Origin of the sequence: Pseudomonas arsenicoxydans, from assembly GCF_900103875.1 — a bacterium.
Lineage (GTDB): Bacteria > Pseudomonadota > Gammaproteobacteria > Pseudomonadales > Pseudomonadaceae > Aquipseudomonas > Aquipseudomonas arsenicoxydans.
In genome coordinates this window covers 5,442,423-5,456,400 of sequence record NZ_LT629705.1, presented here as the reverse complement: position 1 = coordinate 5,456,400, position 13,978 = coordinate 5,442,423, and the positions used below count along the sequence as shown (strand labels likewise).

Sequence of the window (13,978 nt, the reverse complement as noted above, 5' to 3'; positions counted from 1 at the left end):
TAGTAATACTAATGCTCGGTTTTCAATGCCGAGCAAGGAAGGATTTATAGCTTATATGCGTCATGTTGCAATTATAAAGTATGACTAATTAGATGGGTCTTCTGTCGGCAACCAGCGTTTACGGACCATCGGCACTGCACTTTTTGCGCATTGACGGCTCTATCCATGGCCAGCCTGCGGCGATTCCCACCGCCGGCCAATGCCCAAGTCAAAGTGCTCATGGCCCAGGTTTTTGCCTTTTTTACCTCGCTGATCCGTCGTCATTGCCTGCTGCTGGCGGGCCTGTCGATGCTCTTCGCCAGCGGTTGCAGCCAGCAGCAGGGCAGCGACATCGTCACTCAGTTGCGCGAAGGCACGCCCCAGGAGTTTCTCCAGACCAGTGTCGACCGCATGGCGACCCTGACGATGCGCGACAACCTCGACAGCCTCTATTTGCTGATGAGCAAGTTGTATTTGCGCAACCCTGATGAGTTGAAAAAGTCCGGCTTTCTCGATGCCCAAACGGCTGGCAAGCAAGTGCGCCTGGCCATTGAACAACAGCAGCCATTGCCAACCCTGGGTGGCAAGAAAGATCTGGCGGCGCTGAGGTATGCCATGAGCCCGCAGTTTCTCGGCGACCGGGTCGGCGCGTTCATCTACGCCATCGGCAGCATGCTGGTTACCGCCCACGGCAATCGTGTCGAGTTCTACATGACCGACGCGATCAACCCGATGTTCGTCAGCAACGCCGCACGCAACATCGAGAAAGCCACCTGGATATTGAGCCAACGGCAAAACAAAAATGGCCAGCCCTTGCTGTTTTCCAATGAGATTTCCGAGGAGGGCAGCAACCTGAGTTTTGCCGTGGAATTCGGCAAGATCGTCGCGCGACTGGACCTGCTGACGCAGATGCTGGACGAGCGCTACCGACGGATCGGCCTGAACTATGCCCAGAGTTTGCTGTTCTTGAATTTCTTGCCGGTGCAGTAGATCCCTTGTGGGATTTTGTGTCGGGGAGAGTGGCGTATGAAGGAATAACGATAGGTCATATCGATATAACTGGTTATAAGAAAAATCGCTATGCTGCGGGCCAGATTTCTCATGCGTTTTTTGTGGGCGTGTTAATGGATTTCGTTAACTTCGGGTTGGTAGTTGCTGGATTGGTCGTCGGCTTCATCGTCGGCATGACCGGCGTGGGCGGTGGTTCGTTGATGACCCCGATTCTGCTGTGGTTCGGGATCAATCCGGCGACGGCGGTGGGCACGGACCTGCTGTACGCGGCCATTACCAAATCCAGCGGCGTGCTGGTTCATCGCAAGAACAACAACATCGACTGGGCCATTACTGGCTGGCTGACGCTCGGCAGTGTGCCAGCGGTGGCGCTGACCCTGTGGTTCCTGAGCCAATTGCAGACATCGCCCGAGGCGATGAACGCGGTCATCAAACAGGCGCTGGGCTTTGTGCTGTTTGCCACGGCGCTGGCGATTCTCTTCAAGAAACGCCTGCTCGACTTCGCCCACAAACGTGCAGGCGGCCACTACAACCCCAGCGGTAAGCGCCTCAATGCGCTGACGGTCGTTACCGGCCTGGTCCTGGGCACCATGGTCGCGCTGACCTCCATCGGCGCCGGCGCCCTGGGCACCGTCGCACTGTTCATCCTCTACCCGCTGCTGCCGACCCGCCGTCTCGTCGGAACGGAGATCGCTCACGCCGTGCCGCTGACCCTGGTCGCCGGTCTGGGCCATGCCAGCATGGGCAACATGGATTGGCACGTGCTGGGCTTCTTGTTGCTCGGTTCGCTGCCGGGGATTTATATCGGTAGTCACCTGACGGGTCGGATCTCCGATGAAATACTGCGCCCTTGCCTGGCCACGATGCTGTTGCTGATCGGCTACAAACTGGCGTTCTAGCGAGAGCGTAGTACTTTCTATACTGCGCAAATGAATGTGGATGCATCGGCGCGCCAAGAGATGGAAATCGCCTTGCGTGAGGCCGTGCAACAGCAGGTATTTGAGTTGTTTTACCAACCCAAGATTGGCTTGCCCGACGGAGAACACAACCTGACATCCAGCCTGTTACGAATCGGCAAGCTGGACTTGATCACGACCCTTTGATTTAGCACTGTACATAGCGCTGTCCGCACGTCGAACGAAGGCGTCAAATGATTCCGATGGAACCCAGGTTGCAACGCCGAAGCTACAAGTCACCTGCCCTGTCTCATCAAATGGGAGGGTGCTTATCAGAGCTCGAAGCTTCTCTGCCAACAGCCTTGTATCGTCCAGCTCGCTACCCGGGCAGATCAATGCAAACTCTTCCCCGCCCGTTCTGCACAGCAGATCGGTTTTGCGTGTTGCCGAACGTATTCGTGTGCACAACGACTTCAGAACGTTATCACCACACTGATGCCCCCAGCGGTCGTTGATGTACTTGAAGTGATCGATGTCGAACATGATCAGCGATAGCGGCTGGTATTGCGCGTTAGCCTCGATGAGCAGACGCTCCATCAACTCTTCGAAGTACCGGCGGTTATAAACCCCGGTCAAGTGGTCGGTAATGTTTAATAAACGCAAGTCTTGCGTGCGCTCTTCAACAAGCGAGAGGGCGCGCGTACGCTGAGTGATGAGCAAGTACACCAACAAGGTCATCAGCAGCGTCAACCCTGCTCCGAACACGACAATTAGGCTGGTATACAATGCGTGGCTGTTGGCGACCAGAAATGTTGAGCTTGGCCGAAACTGCAGCAAGTAATTTTGGTCAGCTACTTTCAGCAGCCGCTGCGCGTAGAGCGTTGAAGGGGTCGCCGGTGCCAGGCTCTGATAAATAGTTGGCCCCTGATGCTCCCCGTCGATCAATGAAAGCGTCACGTTCAATCGTTGCAGGCTTGGTAATGGAATGCCTTGCTCCATCAAGGAAGCCAAGCGGACGGTGGAGACAACGAACCCCTGCAAGCCGTCATCGTTCAATGTCGCTTCAGAGGACTCGTGGAATACGGGTGCTACAAAGAAAACCCCCGATTGCCCATTGGTCATTTTCAACGGTTCCGACACGACTATCTGATGTGTTTCTCGTGCCTTGCTCATCAAGGCCTGGCGACCCGGGCGAGCCAGAACATCCATGCCCGGAATGATCTTTACGTCATCGCGCTTCAATAGGTAGAGCAATATCCAGTGTTCCGGCCGACTGGCGAGGGGGACTATTTCGCCGGTCACGGGATTAATTTCATGATATGAAAAGTCACTGGTGCCGTTGAGGAGCGCCTTGGTGCGAAACGCTTGTAAATCTTTCTCGAGAATCCTCGGTACCCAGCTATAGGCTTCGTCCTCTCCAACCAGGGGCGTGACGAATCCCAGAAATTCCTTTTCAGTGACATCGTCGGCGTTGATAAAAAAACGCCGCACAACATCTAGTTTCAAGACCTGAGTGTTAAAGCGTCGTTGAAGGCGACTGAATCGTTCGTCGACCTCCAGTTGGAACGCAACGCTAACGGTGCGCTGCTCTGACCCAACGAAAAGAATCAATACCAAGGCCGTGACGGCCACTCCCGCCAGGCATACCAGAGCGCAAAGGGTCACGTCCGATGCTTTGAGGGCGTACCGACGAGAAGACATCATTTCGTGTTCCTTGCTCATCGCCAAAAACAACGTACAGGCACCTGAAGTTATTTGGGAATATCGGCACGCCTGCCGATTTCTTTATAAGCCAGGTGCTGGAAGTCATCCCGTCCTTTTCGAGTATTTCGGGGGACCTTCAGCCGCATCACTCTCGGGTGAAAATCTCCAGCAGATGCCCGTCCGGGTCATCGAAATACACCCGTCTTCCACCGCCGTAGTCATTGATTTCGTTCGCTCGCTGCTTGCCGGGATCCGCCCACCAGGGTTGCTGGCGTGCTTGCAGTCGTGCGAACGCCGCATCGAAATCCTCCTCGCCGATCAAAAAAGCGTAGTGTTGGGACGCGATCGGCGGGTCGTTGTTGTAGAAATCCAGCGACACGCCATTGTCGAGCTTGACGATCAGCATCGGCCCGAACGGTTCCGCGCGGGGCAGCCCAAGCATTTCTGTCAGATAGTTTGCGGATGTCTGTTTGTCACGACACCAGACGATGGTGTGGTTCAACTGAGCGCTCATGGCGTGTTCCTCACGGCGGTTCAGACGGTTCATCTTGAAGCATGAGATTAGCCCAGCCTGTTGCGCAATGACCGGCCTGACCTAAGCTTGGGTCAAGGCGAGACACAATTGCGGGCGTCACCCGGAACGATCACCGCAATGCGCGATCATTAGAGCGTGGATATCAAAAGGAGATGCGCATGCTCATCAGGTCTTTGGTCCTGACTACACTGCTGGCCTTTGCCGGCCCCTTGCTCGCCGCCGATGATGGCTCACCTCTGGACATCGACAAGGGCAGGGCCCGGCCACTGATTGTCATTGCTCCCAGCACAGTCGACCCGGTGTGGATGGGGCTGAAAAAGGCCCTGAACGATCCGGCCAACAAGGACGGTGTCGCCCAGCGAAACATCAGGGTGTACACGGTGCTGAACATGTTCGGCCAGCTCGACGGCAAGGATCTCGGCCAACAGGACACCATGGCCCTGATCCGCTCGCTGAAGCTCGGTGCGGGGGCGTTGCCCAAAGTCATCCTGGTGGGCAAGGACGGCGAGAAGAAGTTCGAGAGCTCTGGGGAAGACTCGAAATCGGTCGATTTGAAGAAGATTTTCGACACCATCGACGCATTGCCGGCGGCCGAGAAAGAAGCTGCAGCACCGGCGGTCGCGCCCCCCGTTGCAGCCGAGCCAGCCGCCAAAGGCGCCAAAGGCGCAAAACCGGGTAAACCGGGCAAACCCGCCAAGCCCGCTGAAATGCCGGATGATTGAACACAATGGCGTCCGGCTTGAGCCGGACGCCTTGCTGAGCGCGTCCACACCGTTGTCGCATTCGCCGACAATCTCATGGCCTTCACTGGCATCAGAGATTTCCTGCAAGACGTGTCGTCCATTTTTTGCACGGTAGCTACAAAAAAACCGAATGTTGCGCGCATAGACGTATTGGTTTCATTGGTCTCGGAAATTTCCTGCAAGTCCTGTCGGAATGCGTGAACTGGATTCTGTCAGAACGCGCCGTTAGCCTTCGTCAGCCACCGCACACATCGCGGTCGGACGTGGGAGTCCGCAACACTGAGGGATCCAGGGACGAAAACACCAATGGCCAGAAAAGGAGCCTCGTCTATGAAGAAGTTCGGCAAAAATGATGCGCAACGCCCCACCGACGTCAGTTACCTCAAGCTCGTCCGGCTTGGCGAAACGAGCGGGCGCGACACCAACATTCGTGTGCGCAAGCCAAGGCGTTCCGTCCCGATCAACCAGATTCTCACGATTGCCCCTGGCGTCGATACGCTCACGCTCTTGCATCAGGCCAGTGAAACGCTCGCTTCGCTGAATGCCGTGATTGCGAATTTCGCCCACAAGCTGGACGGCTCGAACCGGGCAATGTTGGGGGCGATTCAGCAGTTGGCGGGGATAGCGCAGTTGTTGGTGAATCAGGCGCGGGACAATCTTGATCCGGGAAACGCTACGCCTGACGATCATTCGCCGACTCGGCATTGAGCTGACGTCGTTACAAACAATGGGCGACCTTAAAGGGTCGCCCATTTTTATTGCCCGAAGAATGTGGCGGGGCGCTTTTGATTACTCAGCGAGGGCACTCATTATTTTGTGCGCCAACCGGATGCGCTCCGGGTTCGGGTAATTCTTGTTCGCCAGAATCACGATACCGATGTCTTTCGACGGCACGAACGCGACATAAGCGCCGAAGCCACCCGTAGACCCGGTCTTGTTGAACCATGCCGTGTCTGGCGCAGGTTGCGGCGGGTTCAGCCACTGGACCTTATGTGCCTGCATCGCCATTTCTGTCGAGTTGCCGGTGAGCAAAGTATCGAGGCTGGCCGGGTAGTGGTAGAACTCCCAACCCAACCCCTGGGTCATCTCGCCTACGGTGTAGTAACCGCTGTGAGTGAGGGCGATTGCCTGCTGCAACGGTTTTTCCAGCGTCGCCGGTTTCAGGTTTGCTTCAACATAACGAAGCAAATCCGCAGCGCTGGTTTTCACCCCGTACGCCTGCGAATCCAGCGCCCCCGGGCTCACCCGCACCGGTTTGTCATCCTTGCTGTAACCCTGGGCATAAAGCCCCATTTGATCGTGCGGCACGTTAAGGAAGGTGTGCTTGAGCCCCAGTTGCGGCAGCAAGGTTTTTTCCATCAACTCATCGTACGGCTGGCCCATGCCTTTGGCCGCCAGATAACCGGACAGCCCAAGGCTGGGGTTCGAATACTGGCGGTGGGTGCCCGGGGCATAAACAGGTTTCCACTGTTTGAAGTAGGCGAGCATTTTGTCTGGATGATCGGCCTCGTCAGGGAACTGCAGCGGCAGTCCGCCGGCCGTATAAGTACTCAGTTGCAGCACGCTGATGGTGTCGAACGCGCTGCCGCGCAACTCGGGCCAGATCTGGCTGGCCCGGTCGGACAAGGACAGTTTGCCGCTGACCTGGGCGTAGGCAACCAGCGTGGTGGCGAAGGTTTTGCTCACCGAGCCGATTTCGAACAGGGTGTCCTTGCTGACCGGTTTGCCGTCCTCTTTCGAGGCCACGCCGTAGTTAAAGTAATGCTGCTGGCCGTTCTGGGTAATCGCGATCGAAACCCCGGGGATATTCTGTTGCTGCATGACCGGCCCGATGGCGGCTTTCACCAAGGCGTCGAGTTGAGCGTCGGACTGAGTCGCGGCGATACAATGGCTAGCCCCCAGCAATAGCGTGAGAACGCTGCAGGACGCGAGCCTTTGTCGATTGATTTTGAACATGATGTGAACCACTCTCCATGAGTTGTCATGACGTTAACCGCTGTACTGCGAACGGTTTTGCGACACCGTACCGTTAACGGGCGGGCCAAATCTAGGCAGTCGACCCGCAATCCACAAACGATGATATTTCGGGTTAGCCATTAGAAAAATTTGGGAGTAGGCATGATTCGACCTCATCTGCCGCTGAATGCATTACGTGCCTTCGAGGCTTCCGCGCGCCATTTGAGTTTTACTCGGGCGGCGGTGGAACTGTACGTCACGCCGGCGGCAGTGAGTCATCAAGTCAAAAGCCTTGAGGCCCAGCTTAACGTGACACTGTTCAAGCGCTTGCCCCGTGGCTTGATGCTGACCAGTGAAGGGGAGACCTTGCTGCCGGTGCTGCGCGAGTCCTTCGACAGAATTGCCGACACCCTTGGTTGTTTCGAGGGCGGGCATTTTCGGGAAGTGGTTACCGTGGGCGCCGTGGGGACGTTCGCGGTGGGGTGGCTGTTGCCGCGACTGGCGGACTTCCAGGCGAAACATCCATTCATCGATTTGCGCCTGTCGACCCACAACAACCGGGTGGATGTAGCGGCTGAAGGGCTGGATTACGCGATTCGGTTTGGCGCCGGAGCGTGGCACGGGATCGAGGCGTCAAAGCTGATGGAGGCGCCGTTGTCGGTGCTTTGCGTTGCGCAAATCGCCGAGCAGTTGCGAGAGCCGGCCGACGTACTCAAACAGACGCTGTTGCGTTCGTATCGCACGGACGAGTGGCCCGAGTGGTTTCTGGCTGCCGGGTTGCCGCCTCATACGCCGCCCTCCAGGAGCATCGTCTTCGACTCCTCGCTCGCCATGATGGAGGCCGCCCTGCAAGGTGCAGGCGTGGCCTTGGCTCCGCCGCTGATGTTCGCCCGGCAGCTGGCGACAGGGGCGATCGAGCAACCGTTCGCGATCGGCATCACCACCGGCAGCTACTGGCTGACCCGCTTGCAGTCGCGAGCGGAAACGTCGGCAATGACAGCGTTCAAGGACTGGCTGCAGCAAGCGGCCAGGACGAACTGACGAATACCATTGCTCCTGTAGGAGTGAGCCTGCTCGCGATGGCGGTGTAACAGTCAACGATGATGTTGAATGTTATGGCCTCATCGCGAGCAGGCTCACTCCCACAGGGGATTTTCTGTGCTGCGAGGGTTTAGCGAACCAGGCACGGCCGCTTGTTATCGAACTTCCATCCCGGAATCAGAAACTGCATCGCCACGCTGTCATCGCGCGCGCCCAGGCCCATGCCTTTGTACAACTCATGGGCCTTGGCCAGTTGGTCCAGGTCCAGTTCCACCCCCAGTCCCGGTTTTTTTGGCACCTGCACGCAACCGCCGACGATTTGCAGCGGCGCCTTGGTCAGGCGCTGGCCGTCCTGCCAGATCCAGTGTGTGTCGATGGCGGTGATTTCACCCGGTGCGGCCGCCGCGACATGGGTGAACATCGCCAGGGAAATGTCGAAGTGGTTGTTGGAGTGCGAGCCCCAGGTCAGGCCCCATTCGTGGCACATCTGCGCCACGCGCACCGAGCCCTGCATGGTCCAGAAGTGTGGGTCGGCCAACGGGATGTCCACCGATTGCAACTGGATCGCGTGGCCCATTTCCCGCCAGTCGGTGGCAATCATGTTGGTCGCGGTTTTCAGGCCGGTGGCGCGGCGGAACTCAGCCATGACTTCACGCCCCGAGTAACCATTTTCCGCACCGCACGGGTCCTCGGCGTAAGCGAGCACGCGATGCTGGTCGCGGCACAGGCGAATGGCTTCCTTGAGTGACCAGGCTCCATTGGGATCGAGTGTAATGCGCGCCTCGGGAAAGCGTTCAGCCAGCGCCGTGACGGCTTCGATTTCTTCATCGCCACTGAGCACGCCGCCCTTGAGTTTGAAGTCCTTGAAGCCGTAGCGAGCATGCGCGGCTTCGGCCAGGCGCACCACAGCGTCGGCGGTCATGGCTTTCTCGTGACGCACGCGGAACCAGTCGTTGTCGGCGTCCGGTTCGCTGCGATAAGCGAGGTCAGTCTGGTTGCGATCGCCCACATAAAACAGATACCCGAGCATCTTCACTTCATCGCGCTGCTGGCCTTCGCCGAGCAGGGCGGCGACCGGCACGTCGAGGTGCTGGCCGAGCAAGTCGAGCAGGGCGGCCTCAAGGCCGGTGACCGCGTGGATGGTGATGCGCAGGTCGAAGGTTTGCAGGCCACGACCGCCGGCATCGCGATCGGCGAAGGTCTGGCGGACCTGGTTGAGAATCTTCTGGTACGTGCCGATCGGGCTGCCAACCACCAGTGAGCGTGCATCTTCCAGCGTTTGGCGAATACGCTCGCCACCGGGTACTTCCCCGACACCGGTGTGGCCGGCGTTGTCCGTGAGGATCACGATGTTGCGGGTGAAAAACGGCCCGTGGGCGCCGCTCAGGTTGAGCAGCATGCCGTCATGTCCTGCCACCGGCACCACTTGCATGCTGGTGATGATCGGGGCTTTTGCGGTGTCTTGTGCGTTCATTGTCTAGTCCTTGCAAATCAGGATTCAGGCGTGGTTGGGCGTTGGTTTGCCCAGCGCGACGGCGGGCGCTGTTTTTGGTTTATTGCGTGCGGCGAAGACGATGATTGCCGCGATGATCGACGTGGCAGCCAGGCCGTAGAGACCGCCCTGAATCGAGCCGGTGTGTTCTTCGAGCAGGCCGAAAGTGGTGGGGGCGACGAAGCCGCCGAGGTTGCCCACCGAGTTGATCAGCGCGATCACACCAGCGGCGATCCGTGCATCCAGGTAGGCCTGGGGAATCGGCCAGAACAGCGAGGACGCCGATTTGAAACCCAGCGCTGCAAAGCAGATGGCGACAAACGCGAAGATCGGTCCGCCCGTGGTGGACATGAACATCCCGGCGGCAGCGATCAGCAGTGCGGTAGCGACCCAGGCTTGTTGGTGTTTCCATTTCGCCGACAGCGAGGCAAAGGCGTACATGCCGACAATCGACAACAACCACGGAATCGAGTTGAACAGCCCGACCTGAACGTCGCTCAGGTCACCCATTTTCTTGATGATGCTCGGCAGCCAGAAGGTCGCGGCATAAATGGTCAGTTGTATGAAGAAGTAGATCAGGCAGAACAGGATGATCTGACGATCCTTGAGCAGCGTGGCCAGCGACGGTTTGATCGGCGTCGCGGCTTCGCGGGCCAGTTGTTCGTCATCGATGGCTTTGACCAGTGCGTCTTGCTCGGCGCGGGTCAGCCATTTCGCGTCATGGGGTTTGGAGTCAAGCCAGAACCAGACGAATACGCACAGCCCGACTGAAAACATCCCCTCGATGAAATACATCCACTGCCAGCCATGCAGGCCGAATCCACTGACCTGCAGAAGCAACCCGGACAGCGGGCCGGAGATCAGCGAAGCAATAGCCGAACCGCTGAGAAATATGGCAATCGCCTTGCCGCGCTCAACGCCTGGCAACCAGCGGGTGAAGTAATAAATCACCCCAGGAAAGAACCCGGCTTCGGCCACGCCGAGCAGGAATCGCAGGATGTAAAAGTGGGTTTCGTTCTGGATGAAGGCCATGCAGGCGGCCACCAGGCCCCAGGTCAGCATGATCCGGGTCAGCCAGATGCGTGCGCCGACTTTTTGCAGAAGCATGTTGGAGGGCACTTCGAACAGCGCGTAACCGATGAAGAACAGGCCGGCACCGAGGCCGTAGGCGGCAGCACCTATGCCCAGGTCCTGCTCCATGTGGGCGCGGACGAAGCCGATGTTCACGCGGTCAATGTAATTGACGATGAACATGATGACGAAGAGCGGCAGGACATGGCGTTTCACTTTCGAGATGGCGGACTTCAGGACCGAATCGGTGCCGTCGTGCATCCCGGATATGGATGTAGTCACTTGGTTTTCTCCCACTGATTATTTTTATGCGGGGTGAGGCTGAGGTGCTGTGTGTTGATAGACATCATACAACTAGGTTTTTTCGGTGTGCAAGCGCTTAGAACCAACAAAATAGCGCTATAGCCGTCTTTATCTATTCTTTTTTCCTTTGAGTTGGTCTGTTATAGGCTCAAAACCTGGCCTGACTTGAGTGTTGTCATACAAGTTGGGCGAGCTTTTCTTGAGATTCCAGCGGGTCTCAGTGCTACGATTCCGATAGCCCTGTTACCGGACGATCACCATGCAAGAAGACCTCGATGCGCCTGCCCGCAAGCGCACCCACAACCTGGCCCATGACCTGGTAGCCAAACTGACCCAGAGCATCCTGCTCGGCCAGATGCTGCCGGGGGACAAGCTGCCGTCGGAGAACACGATCGTTCAGGAGCACGGGGTCAGTCGCACCGTGGTGCGTGAGGCGATCTCCAAGTTGCAGGCCTCGGGCCTGGTGGAGACCCGTCACGGCATCGGCACTTTTGTGCTGGAGCGTGCACCGGAGCAGGGGCTGCGCCTGAATGTCGACACGGCCCTGGGGGTGCGAAGCATTCTGGAGTTGCGCATGGGCCTGGAAACCCAAGCCGCGGCGCTGGCGGCGATGCGTCGCACCGATCAGCAACTGGTGCAAATGCGTGAGGCGCTCGATGATTATCAAAGCCTGCTCGCCAACAACGACAGCTGCGTCGAAGCCGACAAGCGTTTTCACCTGTTGATCGCCGAAGCCACCGGCAACGTCTGCTTCACTGAAATCATGCAGCACCTGGGCAGTGCGATGATTCCGCGAACCCGGGTCAATGCAGCCGAGCGCGGTGCGGCGGATTTGAGCAAGTTGGGGCAGCTCGCCAATCTTGAACACGAAGCGATTTTCAACGCCATCAAGCGTCAGGACCCGGACGCGGCGCGGGCCGCCATGTGGCTGCACCTGACCAACAGCCGCGACCGGTTTTCGGCCGGTGCCTGATCACCGTTTGTCTACTCGATAGCACCCCACTCCCGCGCCTGCTTCCAACGAGTACGGCCCAGATTTGCTGGACCTCATCAATGAGGTGTGTGATGGCTAACGACTCGATGCTGCAGGGCGGCACTCCCAATAACGACCCCACCAGACCCATGCCCGGCACGGACGAGCCGACGCTGGATCACGACGCTCCACCCGGCATGGACCCATCGCGGGACCCCGCCAGTGCGGGCGATCGACCTGATGACTGGATGGATCCGGCTGCGGACGAGGACGTACCGCCAGCCGATGAACCCACCCCTTTATCCGATGACAGGCGCTAAAAAAAACCGGCCAATGCGCCTGATGCTGTTCACTTAATAAAGCATGGTTATTGATCGTTCCCACGCAGAGCATGGGAACGATCAGGACGCGCAAGCGTTGAGCAACCAGGCCGGCCCGTAGGCCGCCTCGCTTTTGCTTTTGATCTTGATGCACCGCCGCCTCGAGAGGCCGAGTGGAGGTTCTGCGCAGTGGGCAACCCGGCATGGATGCCGGGTTAGCCGCCCCCGGCCATGGATGGCCGATGGCGGCGGGCCCACGGAGCAGGACCGGAGCGAGGGCATGCCGAGCCTTAGCGAGGCACCGAACGTCAGGGGCAAAAGCGCTTGGTTACTTGGCGCTTCTCCAAGTGACCCGCCGTCAGGGCGGAACCCTAAGCCGCCGTTACCGCAGAAACGGATATGTACCCAACCCCAACCCCAAAACTGTCTTAAGTGAACGACATTACCGCCAACGCACCGGGTTTATATGTCGAGACAATCACTCGACACTAACCAAGGTCGTACGCACATCCGCGATCCATCCAGAGTGATAACGGGTCCGGAAGAAGTAACCGTAATCCTGAAGGAAATACATCGTGGCAGTGGCTTTAAGTTCGTCACCTTGCAACCTGCAACTCAACTCCTTGGCGCCGCCCTGCAAAGACGAGTTGACCTGCGAAGCATCTATCTGACGCTCAACCACGCAATCAAGGGTTTCCGTTTCAACCGAATTGCCTTTGAGCGTGCTACGCCGTTGTTGGGTAAGTTGATAGCCCAGCGATGAACCGACAGCCATAGATCGCCAGTCGCCGGTAAATGTCAGCTTGTCGGTGTCGACGGCATACGACACTGGCAATTCACGATCGGTGTACTGACGATCAAGGCGCAGAGTCAGCAATCCTCTGAAATTGACCGAACGGGTATCCGACACCTTGCCTGGCCATTGCAACAGCAGTTGCCCGCTCTGCGGATCGGTTTCATAGCGTTGCTCACTCTGCGACGGCGTGCCGCGCAGGTAGCCGAGGTTGTGTGAGCGCACAACGACCCGGTTGATCGACTTGAGGGGCGGTGGCAGTTTCAGATCGGCAATCGACTTGAGGACCTCGGCTTTGACAGGACCGGACTGATAGCTCGACGCAACTTTGCTGCGGGGCGAGTAGGGCGCCAATGACGACAGTTGCGGCGGCGTTGCCGCGCAGGCCGCATTGAGCAGCGTTCGCACGTCAGCGCTTTGCTCGAAGGTTTTTTGCGGGGTGTCGGAGAACACGGTTCCTCGGGTGATCCGGTCTTTTTCATCCAGTTTGAAAGCGCTCAGCACTTGGTAGGTTTGGCGCGTGCAATCCACGTGATAACGGTAGCGGGTTTGCCCAAACAAGACTTTGTAGTCAGCGTCGGTCAGCAGCGTCGGCTCATCAATAGCGCCCCAGAAAAACCGCGAAGGCCCTTCACCCTGCAGGCTGTTGCGGTCAATCATCAGTCGGCGTTCGCCGTCGCTTCCCTGCATGATTCGCCAATCCGAAGGGGCAGTCTGGGCGCAGGCGTTGGTGAAGCTCGGGTTCTGCATCAGACGTGCCGCCAGCGCCTCGGATACCGGGCTGTTCATACGCGTTTTGTGGGACGTGGGGGGAGTGCTGGAGAGGAATGTCGTGTCGAGGAACAACGCAGTGGCGCTGGGTGTGTTGCAGTTCGCTTGCAGCTGCAACGTCGACCGCGTGGTGGTGAGGTTGCGCTCGGGAATGCTCACCTGAAAGCTGAGCGTTTCCCCATCGCGCATCAGCGAGTTGGCCAGCAGTGGCTCCTTGACTACGTCTGCCATCGTCACGGGAGGAGACTTGGCCACAGGTGCAGGCGCACTGGCGCAACCTGCAATCGACATACACAAACCGACAACGGCAAAGCGGGTCATAGGCATTCCAGGCGATACGCGCCACATACATGTGAACTGAAGTGGTCGGCATCGCGAGGTGATTCTTTA

General features: G+C 58.1%; 13 protein-coding genes. 7 read left to right on the top strand and 6 right to left on the bottom strand.

The annotated features are described in order from the left end of the window. The first annotated feature begins 219 nt into the window (after positions 1-219). A complete protein-coding gene (locus tag BLQ41_RS25430) occupies positions 220-969 on the top strand; it encodes a hypothetical protein (protein WP_090188821.1) in 750 nt (249 codons plus the stop codon). A gap of 134 nt (positions 970-1,103) precedes the next feature. Next, positions 1,104-1,889 carry a sulfite exporter TauE/SafE family protein gene (locus tag BLQ41_RS25425; RefSeq protein WP_090186000.1) on the top strand — a complete coding sequence of 262 codons (786 nt, stop codon included), beginning with the start codon at positions 1,104-1,106 and terminating at the stop codon, positions 1,887-1,889. Positions 1,890-2,054: 165 nt separating this feature from the next. On the opposite strand, the gene BLQ41_RS25420 is transcribed toward BLQ41_RS25425, so the two are convergent. Together BLQ41_RS25420 and BLQ41_RS25415 are read right to left on the bottom strand one after the other, a co-directional pair. Further along, entirely contained in the window at positions 2,055-3,590 is a 1,536-nt protein-coding gene (locus BLQ41_RS25420; protein WP_090185998.1) for a diguanylate cyclase, read from the bottom strand. 145 nt (positions 3,591-3,735) lie between these two features. Continuing rightward, positions 3,736-4,104 (bottom strand): VOC family protein, encoded by a 369-nt coding sequence (locus BLQ41_RS25415; protein WP_090185996.1) that lies wholly within the window; start codon positions 4,102-4,104, stop codon positions 3,736-3,738. 179 nt (positions 4,105-4,283) lie between these two features. Here BLQ41_RS25415 and BLQ41_RS25410 point away from each other — a divergent pair, with 179 nt between their 5' ends. Further along, positions 4,284-4,847 (top strand): DUF4174 domain-containing protein, encoded by a 564-nt coding sequence (locus BLQ41_RS25410; protein WP_090185993.1) that lies wholly within the window; start codon positions 4,284-4,286, stop codon positions 4,845-4,847. 351 nt (positions 4,848-5,198) lie between these two features. Then, positions 5,199-5,576: a DUF6124 family protein gene (locus tag BLQ41_RS25405; protein ID WP_090185990.1), complete on the top strand. Its 378-nt coding sequence runs from the start codon at positions 5,199-5,201 to the stop codon at positions 5,574-5,576. A gap of 81 nt (positions 5,577-5,657) precedes the next feature. Here the strand turns inward: BLQ41_RS25405 and ampC are convergent, their stop codons facing one another. Then, complete coding sequence (gene ampC, locus BLQ41_RS25400; protein ID WP_090185988.1) at positions 5,658-6,824, bottom strand: class C beta-lactamase; 1,167 nt, start codon at positions 6,822-6,824, stop codon at positions 5,658-5,660. A 162-nt stretch (positions 6,825-6,986) separates the two neighbouring features. On the opposite strand from ampC, the gene BLQ41_RS25395 reads away from it, so the two are divergent. Then, positions 6,987-7,865, top strand: coding sequence for a LysR family transcriptional regulator (locus BLQ41_RS25395; RefSeq protein WP_090185985.1), 879 nt, complete (start codon positions 6,987-6,989; stop codon positions 7,863-7,865). 130 nt (positions 7,866-7,995) lie between these two features. Here BLQ41_RS25395 and gudD read toward each other — a convergent pair whose 3' ends face one another. Further along, a complete protein-coding gene (gene gudD / locus BLQ41_RS25390) occupies positions 7,996-9,339 on the bottom strand; it encodes a glucarate dehydratase (RefSeq protein WP_090185982.1) in 1,344 nt (447 codons plus the stop codon). Between the two features lie 24 nt (positions 9,340-9,363). Further along, entirely contained in the window at positions 9,364-10,710 is a 1,347-nt protein-coding gene (locus BLQ41_RS25385) for an MFS transporter (protein ID WP_090185979.1), read from the bottom strand. Between the two features lie 280 nt (positions 10,711-10,990). On the opposite strand from BLQ41_RS25385, the gene BLQ41_RS25380 reads away from it, so the two are divergent. Both BLQ41_RS25380 and BLQ41_RS31240 read left to right on the top strand, forming a co-directional pair. Further along, a complete protein-coding gene (locus BLQ41_RS25380) occupies positions 10,991-11,704 on the top strand; it encodes a FadR/GntR family transcriptional regulator (RefSeq protein WP_090185976.1) in 714 nt (237 codons plus the stop codon). 92 nt (positions 11,705-11,796) lie between these two features. Continuing rightward, on the top strand, positions 11,797-12,024 hold the full coding sequence (locus BLQ41_RS31240) for a hypothetical protein (RefSeq protein WP_090185974.1): 228 nt from the start codon (positions 11,797-11,799) through the stop codon (positions 12,022-12,024). Between the two features lie 478 nt (positions 12,025-12,502). Here BLQ41_RS31240 and BLQ41_RS25365 read toward each other — a convergent pair whose 3' ends face one another. After that, complete coding sequence (locus BLQ41_RS25365; protein WP_090185969.1) at positions 12,503-13,909, bottom strand: hypothetical protein; 1,407 nt, start codon at positions 13,907-13,909, stop codon at positions 12,503-12,505. Between the last annotated feature and the right edge of the window lie 69 nt (positions 13,910-13,978).